We start from the raw sequence: 20,791 nt of genomic DNA, 5'->3' as shown, positions 1-20,791 counted from the left end.
CCGGTGGACACCAACCCGCCCCCATTGTCGGAACGGTTTTCTTAACCCACTCAACAATATCATCCGATGGATTCAACATGGCCAATTTGGATTTATTTTCAGAACCACCACCTTTAGCAGCCACATGAACGTCAACCTTATCGCCAGGCACAATTTCCATATGAATAACAGCAGGCGTGTTATCTTTAGTGTTTTTACGCGCACCAGCTGGATCCGCTAAAATCGAAGCACGCAAAACATTATCAGGATGCAAGTAGGCGCGACGAACACCTTCATTTATCATCTCAGTCACACTTTTTGTGCTTTCCCACTGCACGTTCATGCCAACTTTCACAAAAACCGTGACAATGCCAGTATCCTGACACATTGGACGCTTACCTTCCGCACACATACGAGAGTTAATCAAGATCTGCGCCATCGCATCTTTTGCCGCCTGACTCTCCTCACGTTCGTATGCTTGATGAACTGCATTAACAAAATCTAACGGATGGTAGTAAGAGATAAACTGTAATGCGTCTGCAACGCTATCGATCAGATCATCTTCTTTAATAATGCTCATGCTTCTCTCCTGCCGAGTATTATGAATGAATCAAAATCGAAATGTTAAAAGATGCGGAGCAGCAAAGAAAGCTTTATAAAAGATTTTAGAAAGATATGCCTCTTATTATTGACACAAATAAGAGGCTATTCGGAAATGATTACTGGTTTATTTTATGCTCTTTGGCCGAGCTTGGTTTTTGCACAGAATGCTGAATATACTCTTCCAAAATTTTCGCAGTGAACTTCTCTCTCTCAGGCAAGGACACGATCTGTTCTGCCTCCCAGTTAATTAAACGAATGAATACGGAATATTTTTTGATGAACTGATAACCGATATCTCGAACACCGATATCATTTGACTCCATCAAATAAAGCACTTGCTCCAAGCTCTTCTGAGTCTCAAATTGACCGCCTTCACTTGCCACCACTAACAAACGCTGAATCTGCTGAACTGGATTTTCAGACACTTTTGACTCTTTTTTACTGTAATTTGATGTTAAGAATTTATCCAACATCTCTTCTGTGTAACCTTCTCGCTCTTGAACATCTGAAATAAGTGCCGATTCGCGCTCTAGCAAGCGAATAAACAAACTCTTATTCTTAATATCAGAGAATTCAAGATCCTTAAGTGACAGGCTATTTTCTTCCATGATCTCAATTACTCTGTCATAAGATGCACTTGCATCATCGCCAGTCGATACAGACAACATTAACTGTCGACGCAATTCATGCATAATTTTAGCGGCACGATAATCTTCTTTTCTTTGCAAATGCTGCTGAAAGGCATCCTTATTCTTTTCTAGGGCCTGACTAACGGACTCATAACCTTGAATCGCTTCTTGCTCATCCCTTAGTCGATCCATACGAATATTATTACAACTTGCCTCCCACGCCTCATAGGATTTGGCTCTGGCTTGGAAAGCACGCTCAATGGCCTCTTCAAAACTCCGCTCAATTCGAGCCCTTTCAGCACGTTCAAGCACCTCTTCCTGCTCGTGCTCATGACGCTTCTGCTTCTTTAACTGGAGATTTTCCTGAGCCAAAGACAACTGAGTGTCTAAATCCTCAATTTCAGACTGAACCTTTGCTTCATCAAAATCAGCTAATTTCTCATACACACTAGACCAATAGTCGTCTTCTGAAAAAGGCACGCTTGGGTCACTGGTCGAATATTGTGTTTTAAGCGCCTCACCGAAATCGGCATGCGCTGGGCGAAACGCCTGAGCCGCATCAATTACATTATCGGTAAACCCATTCATTGATGAAGCACTCTCTGCATCAACCCGATCGCTAGAACTTTCGACATCATCAACAATATTTTCAGCAGCCATATCATCCATATCCTGATCATCTAAAATGTGAGCATCAGCACTTGAAGCCGGATCAACCACCATAGACTGGTGATCAGATTCAAACTCCCTGCGGTCGCCTTCTTTTGCACTAGGCTGATGATCTTCATGAGAACCTACGTCCATTTCTTCCATATCATCTAAAATGGTTCTGACGGACTCGTATGCTCGACTAGGGTCTGATGAGGTCTTTTCACTAAAACGACGCTGATAAACCGAATCGGTCGGTGTTCCTCTTTGAGAAGTCTCTTTCACAAACCTTGGCGCACTATTACCCCAACTCACTTTATAAAGCATAGATCGATCACACAGCTGCAATATTGGCAGCTCTCGCTGCGCAATAGCATATTGCCGAATCAAAGACTCAGCATGGCGTAACGCCAGATTAGACTCACTTAAATTACTAGAGGTAGCAAGATTCAGTAGTTTAACCACTTTCTGTATGGCCTTCTTTCTTCTGCGCGTGCTCATAAAACAGGCTTCCAAATGGGCTTAGTCAAATCAAAGATAAATCAAAAACGATCGCTTAATAATACAAATCCACATCATCACCAGGCAACTGCAAATCATCACTTAGTAATACTTGTACCTTTTGCAAAATTTCAGCCAACTTCTTATCAGTATAGGGAACTGCTGCAAATTTTCCCCATATTGGCCCTGGCCAACACGCATCTGTGTCATAACGCACCACATGATGAAGATGCAGTTGCGACACTTGGTTTCCCAAAGCGGCAACATTTAGCTTAGTTGCGGTAAAAGCATCGTGTAACGTTTCCGCCAACAGGCAACTTTCTGCCATTAACTGCTGTCTATCCTCATCAAGCAATTGATAAATTTCAGTAATATTGTTACGTCTTGGCACCAAAATAAACCAAGGAAACTGAGCATCATTAATTAAACGTAACTCACACAATGATAGACTACCCACCAATATGGAATCACGGCGCAACACCGGATCTAACTGAAACATCTTTACACATTCCTATTTACAAAAAACTCATTCATAAGCACTATAGCACCCTATTTTTAAAAACACTCAGTGACCTCGGAGCTTCCATGACGGATATGCAATGTGCTGTGGACGCACAAGCAAAATTAGCAGAATGCCCACGTTGGGATGAACGCACACAAACTCTGTATTTTGTCGACATAGATTCCTTCGTACTATACGCCTACGACACACATTCGAAAACCCTCAACAATCGTAAATTCAGTGAAGAAATCGGTTGTTTTTCTTTAGCCGAAGACGGTGGATTCATTGCAGCATTTCGCTCTGGCGTTTACACATTTGACAACTTAAACGCAGAACTCAAGCCATACTGGCAAGCGGATTACGACCAGCAGACGACTCGTTTTAATGATGGACGCTGTGACGCAAAAGGACGCTTTTTAGCTGGCACCATGTATTCCCCAAAAGATGCCTTCAAAGGTGCACTTCATCAATTTAGTCATGGCCAACAAAAAGTACTGGATCAAGCCGCTTGGACATCAAATGGTTTAGCCTTTTCTCCAGATCAAAGCATCATGTACTACTCGGACACACCAAATCATGTGGTATATCAGTTTGATTACAACATTGAAACAGGTGAAGCGACCAACAAACGCGAGTTTATCCGCTTTCCTCATGGCAACGGGCGACCGGATGGTGCTGCAGTTGATACTGACGGAAACTATTGGTCGGCCTTATATCAAGGCCAAAGAGTTGTTAAAATAAGTCCGGCAGGTGAGATTCTGGAAGAACACCCGGTTCCAGCAACTTATCCGACTATGGTGGCCTTTGGCGGACCAAACATGAGCACCTTGTATGTCAGCACTTGTCGCGCTGCACAAACAGAAAAAGAACTGCAAACATTTCCGCAGGCTGGCGGTATTTTTGCACTAGAAACGTCCGTAACAGGACAGGTTGAGCCTCGCTTTGCGGGCTAACCGTCACTTAAATCAATTAAAGAACCAATAACACTATGCGCGCTAGCAACTATTTATTTTCCACATTACGTGACGCCCCAACCGATGCGGTTGTAACAAGCCATCAACTTATGGTGCGAGCTGGCATGATTCGCCAGATTTCAAAAGGTCTTTATACCTGGCTCCCAACCGGCGTAAAAGTATTTCGCAAAGTAGAAAGCATTGTCCGAGATGAAATGCAGAAGGCAGGTGCATTAGAGGTTATCATGCCAAGCGTCCAGCCAGCCGAACTTTGGCAAGAATCTGGTCGTTGGCAGAAATATGGCCCTGAACTGTTGCGCTTAACAGATCGCCATAACCGAGACTATTGTGTTGGCCCTACTCACGAGGAAGTGATTACCGAATTGGCGCGTAACGAATTAACCAGCTACAAACAACTGCCAATTAACTTCTTCCAGATTCAAACAAAGTTCCGCGATGAAGTACGCCCTCGTTTTGGCGTAATGCGCTCTCGTGAATTCAGTATGAAAGACGCCTATTCATTTCACGTAAATCCAGAATCACTGCAACAGACCTATGATGTAATGCATCAAGCTTACTGCAATGTATTTGACCGAATTGGATTAGATTATCGCCCAGTCCGAGCGGACACAGGCAGTATAGGCGGCGCATTCTCACATGAATTCCACGTACTAGCCGATTCCGGTGAAGATGACATTGCCTTCAGCGACAGCTCAGACTTCGCCGCCAACGTTGAACTGGCAGAAGCCATTTGCTTGAAAAAAACCGCGGATACAGCAACACAATCTTTAGAAGAAGTCTTCACTCCTGACTGCAAGACCATCCCAAAGGTGGCAGAATACCTAAAATTGGATGTTACTCAAACCGTTAAAACCATGCTTGTAAAAGGCATGGATGAAAATGAATCAGAAACCATTGTTGCTCTCGTATTACGTGGCGACCACAATATCAACGAATTAAAAGTTGAAAAACTCAATGGCATTGTTTCGCCTTTTGAGTTTGCAAGTGAAGCCGACATCATCAACAAAATTGGCTGCGCCCCTGGCTCGATTGGACCTCAAGGCCTGACCGAAAAAGGCATTCGTATTATCGCGGATCGAACTGCTGCCGTGATGTCAGATTTTTGCGCCGGTGCCAACAAAGACGACTACCATGTTACCGGCATTAACTGGGAACGAGATTGCCCAGAATTTGAAGTAGCCGATTTGCGAAACGTTGTCGAAGGCGACCCTTCGCCTGATGGACAAGGCTCCATTGTCATTAAACGCGGTATCGAAGTCGGTCATATTTTCCAACTTGGCCAACAATATGCCCAAGCCCTAAATGCTAGCGTTCTAGATGAAAATGGCAAAGCGCAAATCATGCACATGGGATGTTACGGTATTGGAGTGTCTCGTATCGTTGCCGCCGCTATCGAGCAAAATTTTGATGACAAAGGCATTTTATGGCCTGAGAGCATCGCGCCTTTTGATGTGGCCATCGTTGCAATGAATTACGATAAATCAGAGGCCGTTCGCGAAGCTTGCGAAACGCTTTACCAAGACTTGACAGCAAAAGGTTTGGACGTACTTTTGGATGATCGCAAAGAGCGCCCTGGTGTTAAATTTGCTGATTGTGAGCTATTAGGCATTCCGCACCGCTTTGTCGTAGGTGACAAAGGATTGGCGAACAACACCTTCGAATACAAGAACCGCATTCAAGGTGAAAACCAAGACATTGCTATTGACCAAGCATGCAACTTTATACTGTCTGCAAAGAACTAAACCGCAAAACGCCATTCTCCTGAATGGCGTTTTTTCTTTAAACCAGATTAAGCGATACAAACATGACAACCATCTACCATAACCCACGCTGTTCAAAGTCCCGCCAAACCTTAGCTCTTTTGGAAGAAAACGGCATTCAGGCCGATATTCGACTGTACCAAAAAGACATTCTAAGTAAGGTAGAACTTGAACTGCTTATAGCTCAACTGAAGATTCAACCAATTGAACTGATGCGCACGAAAGAAACGGCATACAAAGAGCTTGGATTGAACAAAGACAGTTCAGATGAAGAACGCATTCAGGCTATGTTAAACAACCCAAGTCTTATCGAGCGCCCCATTGTCGTCCATAACAACCAAGCTAAGCTGGGCAGACCACCTGAAAACGTTTTGGAATTGTTTGGATGAGCTCATCACCCTACATCTTAATACTTTTCTATAGCCGACACGGCTCCATTGCCGAGATGGCTAAGCATATTGCCCGTGGCGTCAATAAAGTCACCGGGATAGAAGCCAAGATACGCCAAGTCCCTGATGTTTCCAGCACAGCAGAAGCAACGTCTCCTGCGCTACCGGATGAAGGCGCACCTTACTGCACTTTAGACGAATTGAGCGAATGTACTGGTTTAGCATTAGGCTCACCGTCCTATTTTGGCAGCATGGCCGCTCCCTTGAAGCACTTTATTGATCAAACTTCGACCCTATGGATGACAGGGCAATTAATCGACAAACCTGCTTGTGGCTTTACCAGCGCCAGTACCATGCACGGCGGTCAAGAACAATGTCTACACAGTATGATGACACCGCTGATTCATCATGGCATGGTTTGGCTTGGCCTTCCCTATAAAAATAAAGAGCTGATCAGCACCACCAGTGGCGGCACGCCATACGGCGCAAGTCACCTAGCCAGTAGCACGCAAGAAAACAACCTCACCACCGAGGAAAAAGCCTTGTGTGAAGCGCAAGGTGAGCGCATCGCTAAGATGGCTGTAAAACTGAACTCATAAAGCCCATTTGAGAACATAAAAAAACCGCTGTTTATTCACCATAAACAGCGGTTTTTTTATGTACAGCAAAGCTGTCACCAGATCATTAATGTCGTGGCAACTCAACACCTTCAAACAATTGCTCTACTTCGTGGCGATTCGGCGCTTCCATGGCCGCAATCACAACATCCTTAATCAAATGCGGTGCAAAAGACTCGATAAACTTATACATATAACCCCGTATAAAGGTGTTACTGCGAATGCCTATTTTAGTACAACTATCCGCAAACAAGTGGGAAGCATCAAGCGCAACCAAATCCGCATCCAAAGTCTCGTCATAGGCCATGGAAGCTACAATGCCAACTCCTAAACCAAGACGCACATAGGTTTTAATGACGTCCGAATCGGCTGCTGTAAAGACCACATTTGGCTCTAATTCTGCCTGTTGGAAGGCCTCATCCAGTTGTGAGCGCCCAGTAAAACCAAACACATAGGTCACAATGGGATATGCCGCAAGTGCCTCAAGCGTTAATACACTCATACTCGCCAATGGGTGATCTTTAGGCACGACAACAGAACGATTCCAAGTATAACATGGCAACATAACAAGATTACCGAACAACTCTAACGCTTCTGTCGCAATCGCAAAATCCACCACACCATCATTCGCCATTTCGGCGATTTGCATAGGTGTTCCTTGATGCATATGCAAGCTCACTTCAGGATATCCTTCGATAAACTGATTAATAACCTTTGGTAACGCGTAACGCGCTTGAGTGTGTGTCGTCGCAATGTCCAAAGAACCTTTACGCTCATCACTAAATTCACTGGCAACACGTTTAATATTTTGAGTTTGATTCAGCACTTCACCTGCTAAAGCAATAATTTTTTCACCCGCTGGCGTGATGTGAGTTAAATGCTTACCACTGCGAGCAAACACCTCAACACCTAACTCATCTTCTAATAAGCGAATCTGCTTACTCACACCAGGCTGCGAAGTATAAAGACTTTGCGCAGTAGCCGAGACATTCAAGTCATGACGCGCTACTTCCCATATATATCTAAGCTGCTGTAACTTCATCGACTACCTTATTCTAAAAAGAGTTAAAAACATAAGAAAATATTACTTTATAGAATAGTGAAAAAGCTCTAAGGTTGCCAGCTCAAATCATTTATTTACGGCGATTCAATGGAATTTATTTGGTACATTTTTGCGGGTGCAGTAGTTGGTTTAGCCGTTGGCATTACCGGTGTTGGCGGTGGATCGCTTATGACACCATTACTGCTACTTTTTGGCTTCCCACCGCACATCGCTGTTGGTACCGATCTAATGTATGCCGGTATTGCCAAAAGCACGGGCGTTGTGATGCATGCAAAACGCGGCAATGTAAATTGGAACATCGTATTTGCCATGGCATCAGGCAGCATCCCCGCTTCAATTCTGACAATTTGGCTGTTATCGCAATTCGATAAACCCGATCACTATCAAGAAATCCTCACCACAAGCCTAGGTTTAATGCTAACACTAACGGCCATTGTTGTACTTTTTCGAAATAAGCTTATCCAGTCTCTCAAACTCAATTTCACTGAAAGCAAAAGCCGCAGAATCATTATGGTATGCGGGTTTATCCTAGGCATATTAGTAACACTCACGTCGGTCGGAGCTGGCGCATTAGGCACAGCCATCATGATGCTTTTATTCCCATTGATGCGCGCCAAAAACATTGTTGGTACCGATCTTGCCCATGCCGTACCGCTCACCCTCATCGCCGGCACAGGACACATTTTCTTAGGCAATGTCGACTACACATTATTGGCCGCACTATTAATTGGCTCCATTCCTAGCATCTACCTAGGCACGCGCATTGCAACCCATGTTCCTAATAAAATACTACAGCCGATCTTAGCGACCGCCCTACTTTCATTTGGGGTAAAATACCTTTTCTTCTAATAAGAGCCAAAAATAGAGAAAAATCGTCTAACAAAGGTTCATTCGATTTAAAAAAAAGGATATGGTTGTCCGCCATAACTAAAAAAGCAGCAAGCAGGAATCCCCCGCAATGAGTAACAAGCGTCTTGAAGACCTAAACATCGCTTCTTTTGATTCCTTGGTAACACCAAGTGAACTGAAACAAGCACTTCCAATCAGCGATACTGTCAGCAATCATGTTGCTGAGTCTCGCGACACCATCAAAAACATCATGGACGGCAAAGATCATCGTCTGGCCATCGTGATTGGACCATGCTCTATTCATGATACTGACGCCGCTCTGGATTATGCTAAGCGACTAAAAGCCTTATCTGAAAAGCTTGATGACAGTCTATTCATAATCATGCGCGCATATTTTGAAAAGCCCCGTACCACTGTTGGCTGGAAAGGCTTGATTAACGACCCGAATCTAGATGGCACCTTTGATATTGATAAAGGTATCCGTATTGGCCGTAAATTATTAATTGATTTAGCTGAGCTTGGCCTACCTTTGGCGACAGAAGCATTGGATCCAATTTCACCTCAATACATTCAGGATCTCATCAGCTGGTCAGCCATTGGTGCACGTACGACAGAATCACAAACTCACCGTGAAATGGCCTCCGGTCTATCTGGCCCTGTTGGTTTTAAAAATGGCACCGATGGCAGCATGACGGTCGCCGTTAATGCCATGCAATCTGTTTCCCATGGCCATTCATTCCTTGGCATCAATGAAAATGGTCAAGTCAGCATTGTTAACACAAAAGGCAATGCGTACGGACACTTAGTACTTCGTGGCGGGAATGGAAAGCCAAACTATGATGCCGCTAACATTGCGTTGAGTGAAGCCGCTTTGACGAAAGCCAATCTAAAACACAACATCATGGTTGACTGCTCACACGAAAATTCGAACAAACAACCTGAACGCCAAATCACAGTAATGGAAGATTCTACTCAGCAAATCCTAGCGGGTAACCAATCCATCATGGGGTTAATGATTGAAAGTAATATTGGTTGGGGCAATCAAAAAGTACCCGCTGATATTAGCAACCTAGAATACGGTGTTTCGATTACCGATGCTTGTATCGATTGGGAAGCAACCGAAAAAGCCTTAACTCAAATGGCTAACGAACTTCGAAGTGCATTACCAAAACGCCAACGCGACTAATTCTTTTGGTTAATGACTTGATATAAAAAAACGCGAACCTGGGTTCGCGTTTTTTTATTGGATTTAGCTTTAAAGACCTTTACTCAAAAGTATTAGGACTTACATAAATGCGTTATCCGTCACGGTATGGTCAGTAGAATCTTTTACCGCCGTCAAACCGGCAACCTTTTCAATCAAGGTTTTCTCAACACCTTCTTTCAACGTAAGATCAACCGCACTGCAACCTTGACAGCCACCACCAAACTTCAACACAGCCACTTCACCGTCAATCACTTCCACTAGACTTACTTCACCACCATGTGCAGCCAATCCTGGGTTGATTTCAGAATACAACACATAGTTGATCTGATCTTCAATCGGACTGTCTTCAGTGACTTTCGGCATTTTTGCATTAGGCGCTTTAATAGTCAGCTGACCGCCCATTTTCTCAGTGGCGTAATCCACGAATGCTTCATCTAAAAAGTTGACTGAGTTTTTCTCAATGTAGACTTTTAATTTTGGCAGATTCAGAATTTCATCCGTTTCATTTACTTCATCGGGGCGACAATAAGCCAAACAGGTTTCTGCATATGGCGTACCCGGTTGCTGGATAAAAATACGCACAGCCATACCTTCGACACCCTGCTTTTCTAGTAAAGAAGCAAGGTATTCTTGAGCGGCGTCGGTAATAGTAATGTTCATATACAACCTTAAATCTAGGTAACGATTAATAAGGCTTATATTAACTCAGTTAAAAGATAAAACCAAAGACCTAGTAAAAAACTAAGGTATTTTTCCTCTTTTTATTGAGAGTGCTTATCAATAGCAATTAAGACTCCTTCCCAACAAAAATATGCGAATAAGCCTTATTAGGAAAACCCCTAAAGATATAGATAAATATTCATTTTTAGAATAAAGAGTTTTTGCTAGTATTCGCTTACTTAATTTTATTAATCACGGTTCAATTCAATATGTATCAATACGACGCCATTGACCAACAGCTTGTTGAAGAGCGTGTTGCCCAGTTTCGCGACCAAACTCGTCGCTACCTGAACGAAGAGCTCAGCGAGCAAGAATTTTTGCCACTACGCTTACAAAACGGTCTTTATGTTCAGCGTTATGCGCCGATGCTGCGCATTGCCATTCCCTACGGCATGCTATCAAGCACACAACTTAGAAAACTAGCCGATATAAGTCGTCGCTACGACAGAGCTTACGGTCACTTCAGTACACGTCAAAATCTACAATTGAACTGGCCAAAACTAGAAGATGTGCCAGACATCTTGGCTGAACTGGCAGACGTTCAAATGCATGCTGTTCAAACCAGTGGCAACTGTATTCGTAACACCACAACCGACCAATACGCTGGTGTCATTTCTGACGAAGTCGTTGACCCACGCCCTTATTGCGAATTAATTCGCCAATGGTCTACGTTTCACCCTGAATTTGCCTTCTTACCACGTAAGTTCAAAATTGCCGTCAATGCAACTGAGTCGGCTGACCGTGCAGCAACTCAAGTACATGACATTGGCTTACATATTAAAAAGAATGAAGCTGGCGAAATCGGCTTTAAGGTCATTGTCGGTGGCGGCTTAGGACGTACACCTATGGTTGGTGTCACGATCAGTGAATTTGTACCGCGCGAAGACTTGCTAACCTATCTAGATGCCATCATTCGTGTTTACAACCAACAAGGTCGTCGCGACAACAAATATAAGGCTCGAATTAAAATATTAGTAAAAGCACTCGGCATTGAAGAATTCCGACGCCGTGTAGATGCTGAATGGGCTCACCTTCGCGGTTCAGAAAGTACGGTTCCTATGAGTGAGTTCGAGCGCCTAGCCTCTTTCTTCACGGAACCCGCATATCAGAGCCTAGTGAATCAACCAGAGGTTTTAGTAAGCAAATTAGCAGACAGCGCTGGCTTTGCTCGTTGGTATGAGCGCAATACTTTTGAACACAAACAAGCGGGTTACCGTATCGTCACCCTTACCCTGAAAAAAGCAGGGCAAGCTCCGGGCGATGCGACCGCAGAGCAAATGGAAAAAGCAGCCAACTTAGCTGACCAATTCAGTTTTGGTGAATTACGCGTCAGCCATGAGCAAAATTTGGTCTTAGCGGATGTTCGTCAAGACCAACTTATTGAGCTTTGGGAAGCCGCCAAAGACGCCGGCTTTGCCACTCCAACTCTCGGTTTGCTAACGGATATGATTTGCTGCCCTGGCGGTGATTTTTGTGCCTTAGCCAATGCTAAGTCAATTCCTATCGCGGCACAGATTCAAGACACGTTCAGTGATCTTGATTACCTGTACGACCTAGGCAATATTGACCTAAACATTTCAGGCTGCATGAATGCATGTGGACACCACCATGTGGGTAACATTGGTATTCTAGGGGTTGATAAAAAAGGCGAAGAGTTTTATCAAGTTTCTATTGGTGGAGCCTCTGGGCACGATGCCAGCATTGGTAAAATCTTAGGCCCTTCATTTGCTCAAGAAGAAATTAGCGGTGTCATCCAAAAATTGATGCAAGTCTATGTCGATAACCGCTCGGCAGAAGAACGTTTTATCGATACTTTCCGTCGCGTTGGTATTGCCGCATTCAAGGAGGCTGCTTATGCCAAAACTAATTAAAGATGGCGCCATCATCGACAATCAATACGAATGGCAACAAGACCCAGAAGCCGTCATATCAGCAAACAGTATTGTCAGTGCGCAAAAATGGCTCGCCGAGAAAGACACACTAGGTGACGTTGCAGGTATTTGGCTAGAAGCTGGTGATGGCACAGACATCTTGAACGACGTGGATCTAAACCAGTTTGATGTCATCGGTATTCACTTTCCAGCTTTCGCAGATGGTCGTGGTTTCAGCTATGCTCGCCTACTAAGAGAGCGCTTCAACTATCAAGGTGAAGTCAGAGCACTCGGCGACTTTATTCCAGATCAATTAGGCTATTTATTGCGCGTTGGCTTTAATGGCTTTCAATTCGCAGAAGAAGTGGATTTGGAAAAAGCACTATTGCTACACAAACCATTTTCAGTCGCCTACCAAGGTGATGTAGCAGACCCAAGACCAATATTTTTACGTCGCTAGACGACTTATTAACTATTTGTCACATAAAAGGCCATTTCGATGGCCTTTTTCTATTGCGTCTTGCCTAAGTCATGATTATCGTTGTAAAAGATCGATTCATTGTGAAAGGAATAACACGTGACAAAGATGCACCTAATTAGCCTATTAGTAGGCAGTGTTTTATCCGCTTCTGCTCCTGCGGCAACCGTATATGTTTCCGACATTCAGTTTGTGGCTATTCGAGAAGGACAAGACAATAGCACCAGAGCCGTCGAGCGTGGAATCAAAAGCGGTACGCCGTTAGAAGTTTTAGAACAATCTAACGGCTACAGCAAAGTACGCACACCAAATGGTGCCGAAGGTTGGGTCGCTGATTACTACCTATCCGACGACATGGTAACTCGTGATCACTTAGAAGAATTGCAAAAACGCCTTACAACAGCCATCCAACGTCGCAATAATATTAGTAATGAGCTAAAAGAAAGCCAAGCACAAACAACGTCATTATTAGAGGCGCAATCCGAGCTACAACAGGAAAACCAAGCATTAAAAGCACAGCTTGAAAATGTTCAATCCATTGCTGAAAAAGCCGAAATCATTGTGTCACAAAATGACACCGTCACTTATCAAATAGAAAGCCTTAAACAACAAGCTGACATTGCCAAACAAAACAGCCTTCATTTACAGAACAATCACCAACAAAAATGGTTTATGATCGGTGTCGGCACCCTCTTCGGTGGACTATTGCTTGGCGCCTTTCTCCCGTTAATCAGACGCAAAAAAGCAGGCAAAGGCAGCTGGTAAGAGAGCATAATTAAATGACAGAAGTTTCGATTGTCCACTCCTTTTTCCTAATATTTGCTGGAGCGGCAGTCGTTGCTTCACTCGCTTTGTATACTCGACAACCAATGATTATTGCTTACATCGCCCTTGGCGTCTTGCTCGGCCCTTCTGCCCTATCTTTAATTGACGAACCCAAACTCATGGACGAAATGAGCCACATAGGCATCATTTTCCTACTCTTTTTATTGGGTTTGGATATGCAGCCCAGCCACCTTCTTAATATGCTAAAGAAAGCCTCCTGGGTGGCGCTTTTAAGCTCAGCAATATTTGCAGCACTTGGCTATCTGGTATCATTCTTATGTGGTTATAGCCAAATCGAAAGCCTTATTATTGGTGTGGCCATGATGTTCTCTAGCACCATAGTATGCATCAAGCTGCTACCCACTACGGTATTACATCATAAACACACAGGTGAATTGGTCGTTGGCTTATTACTGCTGCAAGACTTAATCGCCATTGCAGTGCTGCTCGTCTTATATAGCATGTCCGGGAATGACCATGCCGGCATTATGAACTATTTAAAACCCCTCATTGGCTTGCCACTTTTAATCTGCGCCTCTTTTTTATTCGTTAAATACATTTTATTGAAGTTGATCACGCGCTTTGATCGCTTTCATGAATATATATTTTTGGTGTCTATCGGCTGGTGTTTATCCATGGCGGTATTGGCCGAGACTGCCGGGCTGTCTGCTGAGATGGGGGCCTTCATCGCTGGCGTAAGTCTAGCCACAAGTCCTATTTCACAATACATAGCAACACACCTAAAACCACTGCGGGATTTCTTTTTAATTCTTTTCTTCTTCTCTATTGGGGCCAGCTTCAATTTAGATTTACTCGGAGCCGTTATCTTGCCAGCCTTGATTTTGGCGGTTGGCGCCATGCTGATTAAGCCAGTTATCTTCCGTTATCTATTAAAAGGCATGAAAGAAGATTCAAATACCGCTTGGGAAGTTGGCTTTCGCCTTGGACAGGTGAGTGAGTTTTCTCTACTGATCGCCTATTTAGCAGCCAACATTGGTCTACTGGGGCAAGAAGCATCCCATGTTATTCAAGCAACCGCTATTTTAAGCTTTGCACTCTCAACCTATGTGGTCATCCTAAACTACCCTACGCCGATTGCCATCTCAGATAAACTCAGGAGAGATTAACGGTGAACACGCTATTTTATTAGGCTTCACCAAGACGAAACCAACAATTATCAAATGCTTTAATCTAACCCTTTCTTTAGTCACACAAAATATAATAGAATAGCGCGAAATACCTGACTCTTATCAAGAAGTCTTGTATAATAACGCGCAAATTTCGTCCTCACTTATTTAGAGTAATGTAATGGCTGACTTATCAAAATACAGAAACATCGGTATTTTTGCCCACGTAGACGCGGGTAAAACAACCACAACAGAACGTATTCTTAAACTTACTGGTATTATCCATAAAATCGGTGAAGTACATGAAGGTGAATCTACAACAGACTTCATGGAACAAGAAGCAGAGCGCGGTATTACCATCCAATCTGCTGCGGTTAGTTGTTTCTGGAAAGACCACCGTTTCAACGTTATCGACACACCTGGACACGTTGACTTCACAGTAGAAGTATACCGTTCACTTAAAGTTCTTGACGGTGGTGTTGGTGTATTCTGTGGTTCTGGTGGTGTTGAGCCACAATCTGAAACTAACTGGCGCTACGCAAACGAATCTGAAGTAGCTCGTTTGATCTTCGTTAACAAACTAGACCGTCTAGGCGCAAGCTTCTACCGCGTTGTTGACCAAGTTAAAAACGTTCTAGGTGCGACACCTCTTGTGATGGTTCTGCCAATCGGTACAGAAGATGAATTCGTTGGTGTGGTTGACCTACTGACTCGTAAAGCATACATCTGGGACGAAAGTGGACAGCCTGAAAACTACAAAGTTGAAGACGTTCCTGCCGACATGGTTGACCAAGTTGAAGAATACCGCGAAGCATTGATTGAAACAGCGGTTGAACAAGACGACGACCTAATGATGGCTTACATGGAAGGCGAAGAGCCTTCAATGGAAGACCTTAAGCGCTGTATCCGTAAAGGTACTCGTGACCTTGCGTTCTTCCCAACTTACTGTGGTTCTGCCTTCAAAAACAAAGGCATGCAACTTCTTCTTGACGCAGTAGTTGATTACCTACCTAGCCCAACAGATGTTGTTCCACAAGATCTTACGGATGAAGAAGGTAATGCAAACGGCGAAAAAGCCATTGTTTCTGCTGACGAACCTTTCAAAGCACTTGCATTCAAAATCATGGATGACCGTTTCGGCGCCTTGACTTTCGTACGCGTATACTCTGGTGTGATCAACAAAGGCGACACAATTCTAAACAGCTTCACAGGCAAAACAGAACGTGTTGGCCGTATGGTTGAGATGCAAGCCGATGACCGTAAAGAAATCAGTCGCGCGCAAGCGGGTGATATCATGGCCATCGTAGGCATGAAAAACGTACAAACTGGTCACACTCTTTGTGATCCTAAGCACCCTTGTACGCTTGAAGCCATGGTATTCCCAGAGCCTGTAATCTCTATCTCTGTTACACCTAAAGACAAAGGTGGTAACGAGAAAATGGGTATTGCAATTGGTAAAATGGTTGCAGAAGATCCAACGTTCCGTGTAGAAACTGATCAAGATTCTGGCGAAACAATCCTACGTGGTATGGGTGAACTTCACCTAGACATCAAAGTGGATATCTTGAAACGTACTTATGGTGTAGACCTAGTTGTTGGTCAACCACAGGTTGCTTACCGTGAAACCATCACGAAAGAAGTTGAAGATACCTACACGCACAAGAAACAATCTGGTGGTTCTGGTCAATTCGGTAAGATCGATTACCGCATCAAACCAGGCGAGCTAGGCTCTGGCTTCACCTTCTCTTCTTCTGTTGTGGGCGGTAACGTACCGAAAGAATTCTTCCCAGCAGTAGAAAAAGGCTTTAAGTCTATGATGGAAGAAGGCGTTCTAGCAGGTTTCCCTGTACTAGACGTTGAAGTTGAGTTGTTCGACGGTGGTTTCCACGCAGTTGACTCCTCTGCTATTGCCTTCGAAATCGCCGCTAAAGGCGCTTTCCGTCAGTCTATCCCGAAAGCGGGTCCTCAGTTGATCGAGCCTATCATGAAAGTTGACGTGTTCACGCCAGACGATCACGTTGGTGACGTAATCGGTGACTTGAACCGTCGTCGTGGCATGATCAAAGACCAAGAGAAAGGTGCAACTGGCGTTCGTATTAAAGCCGACGTTCCTCTTTCTGAAATGTTTGGTTACATCAGTTCACTACGTACAATGACATCTGGTCGCGGTCAGTTCTCTATGGAGTTCTCTCACTACCTACCATGTCCTTCTAACGTAGCTGAAACGGTTATTGCTGCGCAAAAAGAGAAGAAAAGCCAAGAATAATCTTTCTTGAGCAAAAAAAACCGATGCTTGCATCGGTTTTTTTTTGCTCTATTGCTTTTAGCTTGTCGACAGTGAAGCAATAAAAAAGCTGGACACATAACATGCGGCCAGCTTTTCATCTATGACAAAGGACTGAAAGCCTTAGAAAGGCACAGGATACTCTTTAAAGACCGTCATGATGTCTTTTAATGCCTGCTCACTAAGGGCCATGTCAAAGGCAGCCATGTCCTCTTTCAATTGATCTAATGACGTCGCCCCAATAATGGTCGAAGTTACACCATCCACTTGATCACACCAGGCCAATGCCAATTGTGCTGGCGTCATATTATAAGCCTTAGCAACGTCTAAATACGCTGAAACCGCCTTATCGACCAAGGGGGTGTCACGGAAAGTACCGTTACGCTGCTCATAACTCCATCGACTCCCTGCAGGACGAGCGCCACCAAGGTATTTACCTGTTAACGCCCCTGCGGCCAATGGTGACCAAGGTAAATAGGCGACATCTTCATGAACACAGTTTTCAACTAGGTAAGGCCAATCTTTGGCATGCAATAGACTAAACTCGTTTTGAATCGATGCCACTCTTGGCAAGTTGTGCTGCTCACTCAAACGAATATATTCGTTAATGCCCCACGTGGTATCGTCAGACAAACCAAAATGGCGAATCTTGCCTGCTTTTACACACGCATCGATGCCCTGCAAAATATCCAACATCTGATTAGAGTGCTCTGCACCATCCACATTCGTAAAACGAATCCGGTTTGGAAAGTGTTTGGCAAAATGAGGAGACACACGGTTAGGCCAGTGCAATTGATATAAATCGATGTAATCTGTCTGCAGCCGCTTTAATGAAGCATCCACTGCATCAATCACAGCCTGTCCAGTAATAGGACCACCATCACGCACATAACTCAATCCCGGCCCAGCTATTTTGGTAGCCAAAACAAAATCATCACGCTTAGAAGGATGTCGAGATAACCAATCACCAATAATGGTTTCAGTTTTACCGTAAGTCTGTGGTGACGGAGGCACAGAGTACATCTCTGCCGTATCCATAAAGTTAACGCCGTTATCTAAAGCATATTCAATCTGCTCATCTGCATCCGCTTGCGTGTTTTGAGTTCCCCAGGTCATAGTCCCCAAACAAACCCTTGAAACCTCTAACCCCGTTCGCCCTAATGACATATATTTCATCATTCACATCCTTCTTAGGAAAAAGAAAGTACCCATGAAAACAAAAAACTGGCCATCAGACCAGTTTTATCAATGAAAACAAGAAGAGCGTTAATTTAAAAGCTAATTTTCAGCAGCACTGGAGCCTTCCAATAGAGACTCATAGCGTTGATCGGTCAGTGTCTGCAAGAAAGCCACAATCGCATCAACTCGCTGATCAGGAAGCGCTGGACCTTTTTCCAACTCGACAAAGTCAATATTGTCCGCCACTTCCGGTTCTGCCCAAGGCTTTCCAGTTTCTGGATTAATCGTACGCGTTGGATTGTTATATTTGTCATAGAACAACACCACAGTACGCAGATCTTTAAACACCCCATTATGCATATAGGGCCCTGTCACCGCGACGTTTCGCAAAGAAGGAACTTTGAACTTACCCGCTTGCTTAGGATCATTGATATCAGGGTTATCCAATAACCCACGGTCAATGGCACCGCCGTTCTGCGCAACTAAGGCCGGATTCGCAGGCACACCAATATTTCGGTATTCGTAATTTGTAAAGGTTTCTTGCTGATTTAAGGGTGAGCTATTCAATTGGTGACAAGCATTACAGTTGGTAAACTGTTGTGAGAAAAATAAGGTCTTTCCCAATTCTTCCTGCGGCGTCAATGTCACTTCTCCACGTAACGCTCTATCATATTTTGAATCGAATGGCATAAAGAGTTCGGTTTTCTCAAAGCTAGCGATGGCATCAGCAATGGCATCATAGCCCGCTTTAGGATCATCCAAGACCCCTTCACCATATAAGGCATTGAAGGACTGTAGATATTGAGGGCTTTCTTTCACCCTCTGAACAACAGCATCACCATTTGGCAAAGCCATTTCAGCCGGATTTACGAATGGGCCTTGAGCTTGTTCCACCAATCCTGAAGCTCGGCCATCCAAGAACTGTCCACCACGGTATTCGCCGTTAGACATTTGATGAAAAGCCGGGGAAAAGGCAGCATAACCCGCCGTTGGAGCATTACGGCCACCCATTGAATGACCATCACTGCCCAAGGATACCGCACCCTCTAAAGCCTCAATGCGCTTATCAACAAACGCCGTGGCGATTGCATGACATGTTGCACAAGATTGATTTCGCTCTTTTGATAAATTGGTATCAAAAAATAACTGTGATCCCAACAAGGCTTTTGGATCTGACACAGGGATAGGCAACTCTTTAGACGCCTTATGCTGAGGCGTTTTAACCTGCTTAACCACTTTAGTTTGACTGACAACTTGGCTTGGCTCACTGCAAGCAGCCAATAAAATAGCGGCAGTTATGCCCAAAGAAATTCGAAAAATCATTGACTACTCAGCATTTTGTTTTCACTTTGAAAGGCATGATACACCCAAGACAAAACTCAGTAAAATAATGACAATCATTATTACTTAATTTCGCCCTATCGAAGCACTTACCACGATGTATATCAAACAAAGTGATAAATGCCTCCTAGGCCAACCTAAAATGAATACGTATTATTGTTCAGGAAGGGTCACATTTAATTCTAAAACAGAACATTCATCCGTATTGTCTAACTGAATCTGCACATCTTCACTGCCAATTTGCACATACTTTCGAATGACATCGATAATTTCTTGCTGCATTTGCGGCAAATAATCAGGCTGCTGTCGTTTAGTGCGTTCATGCGCGACGATTATTTGCAGTCTGTCTTTTGCTACAGAAGCTGAGCTTGGCTCAGCTTTGCTTTTAAAATAATCAAAAATACCCACACTAACCTCCTAACAGGCGCTTAATAAAGCCTTTCTTTTGAACGTCCAAAAAGCGTAATGGTTTTTCTTCTCCCATTAAGCGATCAACAGCATCGGTATACGCCATGCCTGCCTCAGCGTCAGTCTCTAAAATTACCGGTGTACCTTGGTTCGATGCCTTCAAAACGGCTTCGGACTCTGGAACAACGCCTAATAATGGAATGGCCAGAATATCTTCCACGTCCGACACACTCAGCATCTCACCCTGCGCAACACGTTCTGGATGATAACGAGTTAAAAGAAGATGCTCTTCGATTGGCTCTTTACCCTCTTCCGCACGTTTCGACTTACTTTGCAAGATCCCCAAAATACGATCCGAATCTCGCACCGAAGACACTTCTGGATTCGTTACGACGATCGCAACGTCAGCAAAATACAAAGCCATCTGAGCCCCTTTCTCAATACCTGCAGGGGAATCACAAATAATGTAATCAAACTCTTTAGAAAGCTCTTCTAGAACGCCTTGAACCCCTTCGATTGTCAACGCGTCTTTATCTCTGGTTTGTGACGCAGGCAGAATAAATAAGCCTTTGGTACGCTTATCTTTAATCAATGCCTGTGACAGCGTCGCTTCTTTATTGATGACATTCACAAAGTCATACACCACTCGGCGTTCACAGCCCATAATCAAATCAAGATTGCGTAAACCCACATCAAAATCTATGATGACAGTTTTATGCCCTTTCATTGCAATGCCAGTACCAATTGCTGCACTCGACGTTGTTTTTCCAACACCACCCTTACCTGAGGTAACGACAATAATCTTTGCCAATGCTTTATCCTCCAATGACTCGAAAT

At 44.0% G+C, this 20,791-nt stretch carries 20 protein-coding genes (1 of these 20 only partly in view); 11 read left to right on the top strand and 9 right to left on the bottom strand.

Features of this window, described 5'->3' with window-relative positions; all coding sequences use genetic code 11:
• From MAR181_RS08370 to MAR181_RS08360, 3 genes are all read right to left on the bottom strand, one after another.
• Positions 1-559, bottom strand: the 5' portion of a protein-coding gene (locus MAR181_RS08370; protein WP_013796163.1) for a fumarate hydratase. It extends 959 nt beyond the left edge of the window; 559 of the gene's 1,518 nt are visible here — the first part of the coding sequence; its start codon is at positions 557-559; its stop codon lies off the left edge, out of view.
• A 139-nt stretch (positions 560-698) separates the two neighbouring features.
• Complete coding sequence (locus MAR181_RS08365) at positions 699-2,360, bottom strand: DUF2786 domain-containing protein (RefSeq protein WP_013796162.1); 1,662 nt, start codon at positions 2,358-2,360, stop codon at positions 699-701.
• 55 nt (positions 2,361-2,415) lie between these two features.
• Positions 2,416-2,859, bottom strand: a complete 444-nt coding sequence (locus MAR181_RS08360; RefSeq protein WP_013796161.1) for an HIT domain-containing protein — start codon at positions 2,857-2,859, stop codon at positions 2,416-2,418.
• Between the two features lie 86 nt (positions 2,860-2,945).
• On the opposite strand from MAR181_RS08360, the gene MAR181_RS08355 reads away from it, so the two are divergent.
• The 4 genes from MAR181_RS08355 to wrbA all read left to right on the top strand — a co-directional run bounded on the left by MAR181_RS08355 (position 2,946) and on the right by wrbA (position 6,584).
• Positions 2,946-3,815 carry an SMP-30/gluconolactonase/LRE family protein gene (locus tag MAR181_RS08355; RefSeq protein WP_013796160.1) on the top strand — a complete coding sequence of 290 codons (870 nt, stop codon included), beginning with the start codon at positions 2,946-2,948 and terminating at the stop codon, positions 3,813-3,815.
• 35 nt (positions 3,816-3,850) lie between these two features.
• Positions 3,851-5,578 carry a proline--tRNA ligase gene (locus MAR181_RS08350; protein ID WP_013796159.1) on the top strand — a complete coding sequence of 576 codons (1,728 nt, stop codon included), beginning with the start codon at positions 3,851-3,853 and terminating at the stop codon, positions 5,576-5,578.
• A 62-nt stretch (positions 5,579-5,640) separates the two neighbouring features.
• Positions 5,641-5,985: an arsenate reductase (glutaredoxin) gene (gene arsC, locus MAR181_RS08345; protein WP_013796158.1), complete on the top strand. Its 345-nt coding sequence runs from the start codon at positions 5,641-5,643 to the stop codon at positions 5,983-5,985.
• Positions 5,982-6,584, top strand: coding sequence for an NAD(P)H:quinone oxidoreductase (gene wrbA, locus MAR181_RS08340; protein ID WP_013796157.1), 603 nt, complete (start codon positions 5,982-5,984; stop codon positions 6,582-6,584). Before arsC ends, wrbA begins: the two co-directional genes overlap by 4 nt.
• 85 nt (positions 6,585-6,669) lie before the next feature.
• Here the strand turns inward: wrbA and cysB are convergent, their stop codons facing one another.
• On the bottom strand, positions 6,670-7,644 hold the full coding sequence (gene cysB / locus MAR181_RS08335) for an HTH-type transcriptional regulator CysB (protein ID WP_013796156.1): 975 nt from the start codon (positions 7,642-7,644) through the stop codon (positions 6,670-6,672).
• Between the two features lie 108 nt (positions 7,645-7,752).
• Here cysB and MAR181_RS08330 point away from each other — a divergent pair, with 108 nt between their 5' ends.
• Positions 7,753-8,514 carry a sulfite exporter TauE/SafE family protein gene (locus MAR181_RS08330; RefSeq protein ID WP_013796155.1) on the top strand — a complete coding sequence of 254 codons (762 nt, stop codon included), beginning with the start codon at positions 7,753-7,755 and terminating at the stop codon, positions 8,512-8,514.
• Positions 8,515-8,623: 109 nt separating this feature from the next.
• Complete coding sequence (locus MAR181_RS08325; protein WP_013796154.1) at positions 8,624-9,700, top strand: 3-deoxy-7-phosphoheptulonate synthase; 1,077 nt, start codon at positions 8,624-8,626, stop codon at positions 9,698-9,700.
• A 99-nt stretch (positions 9,701-9,799) separates the two neighbouring features.
• On the opposite strand, the gene nfuA is transcribed toward MAR181_RS08325, so the two are convergent.
• A complete protein-coding gene (gene nfuA / locus MAR181_RS08320; RefSeq protein ID WP_013796153.1) occupies positions 9,800-10,381 on the bottom strand; it encodes a Fe-S biogenesis protein NfuA in 582 nt (193 codons plus the stop codon).
• 269 nt (positions 10,382-10,650) lie between these two features.
• Between nfuA and MAR181_RS08315 the strand changes: the two genes are divergently transcribed.
• From MAR181_RS08315 to fusA, 5 genes are all read left to right on the top strand, one after another.
• Positions 10,651-12,312, top strand: coding sequence for a nitrite/sulfite reductase (locus MAR181_RS08315; protein ID WP_013796152.1), 1,662 nt, complete (start codon positions 10,651-10,653; stop codon positions 12,310-12,312).
• Positions 12,296-12,772 (top strand): DUF934 domain-containing protein, encoded by a 477-nt coding sequence (locus MAR181_RS08310; protein ID WP_013796151.1) that lies wholly within the window; start codon positions 12,296-12,298, stop codon positions 12,770-12,772. The genes MAR181_RS08315 and MAR181_RS08310 overlap by 17 nt, the downstream gene beginning before the upstream one ends.
• Before the next feature lie 126 nt (positions 12,773-12,898).
• A complete protein-coding gene (locus MAR181_RS08305) occupies positions 12,899-13,555 on the top strand; it encodes a TIGR04211 family SH3 domain-containing protein (protein ID WP_245546240.1) in 657 nt (218 codons plus the stop codon).
• A 14-nt stretch (positions 13,556-13,569) separates the two neighbouring features.
• The gene (locus tag MAR181_RS08300; protein ID WP_013796149.1) at positions 13,570-14,742 is read left to right on the top strand and encodes a cation:proton antiporter domain-containing protein; all 1,173 of its coding nucleotides are present in this window, start codon (positions 13,570-13,572) and stop codon (positions 14,740-14,742) included.
• A gap of 181 nt (positions 14,743-14,923) precedes the next feature.
• Positions 14,924-17,008 (top strand): elongation factor G, encoded by a 2,085-nt coding sequence (gene fusA / locus MAR181_RS08295; protein ID WP_013796148.1) that lies wholly within the window; start codon positions 14,924-14,926, stop codon positions 17,006-17,008.
• Between the two features lie 141 nt (positions 17,009-17,149).
• On the opposite strand, the gene MAR181_RS08290 is transcribed toward fusA, so the two are convergent.
• The 4 genes from MAR181_RS08290 to minD form a co-directional block, all read right to left on the bottom strand.
• A complete protein-coding gene (locus tag MAR181_RS08290; RefSeq protein ID WP_245546228.1) occupies positions 17,150-18,205 on the bottom strand; it encodes an aldo/keto reductase in 1,056 nt (351 codons plus the stop codon).
• Between the two features lie 99 nt (positions 18,206-18,304).
• Positions 18,305-19,528 carry a cytochrome-c peroxidase gene (locus tag MAR181_RS08285; RefSeq protein WP_013796146.1) on the bottom strand — a complete coding sequence of 408 codons (1,224 nt, stop codon included), beginning with the start codon at positions 19,526-19,528 and terminating at the stop codon, positions 18,305-18,307.
• Positions 19,529-19,699: 171 nt separating this feature from the next.
• On the bottom strand, positions 19,700-19,954 hold the full coding sequence (minE, locus tag MAR181_RS08280; RefSeq protein ID WP_013796145.1) for a cell division topological specificity factor MinE: 255 nt from the start codon (positions 19,952-19,954) through the stop codon (positions 19,700-19,702).
• Between the two features lies 1 nt (position 19,955).
• Positions 19,956-20,765 carry a septum site-determining protein MinD gene (gene minD, locus MAR181_RS08275; RefSeq protein ID WP_041651698.1) on the bottom strand — a complete coding sequence of 270 codons (810 nt, stop codon included), beginning with the start codon at positions 20,763-20,765 and terminating at the stop codon, positions 19,956-19,958.
• Between the last annotated feature and the right edge of the window lie 26 nt (positions 20,766-20,791).

The sequence above is a fragment of the Marinomonas posidonica IVIA-Po-181 genome (genome assembly GCF_000214215.1).
Taxonomy (GTDB): domain Bacteria; phylum Pseudomonadota; class Gammaproteobacteria; order Pseudomonadales; family Marinomonadaceae; genus Marinomonas; species Marinomonas posidonica.
Note: the sequence above shows the minus strand (reverse complement) of the source record. Positions and strands in the feature narration are given on the sequence as shown.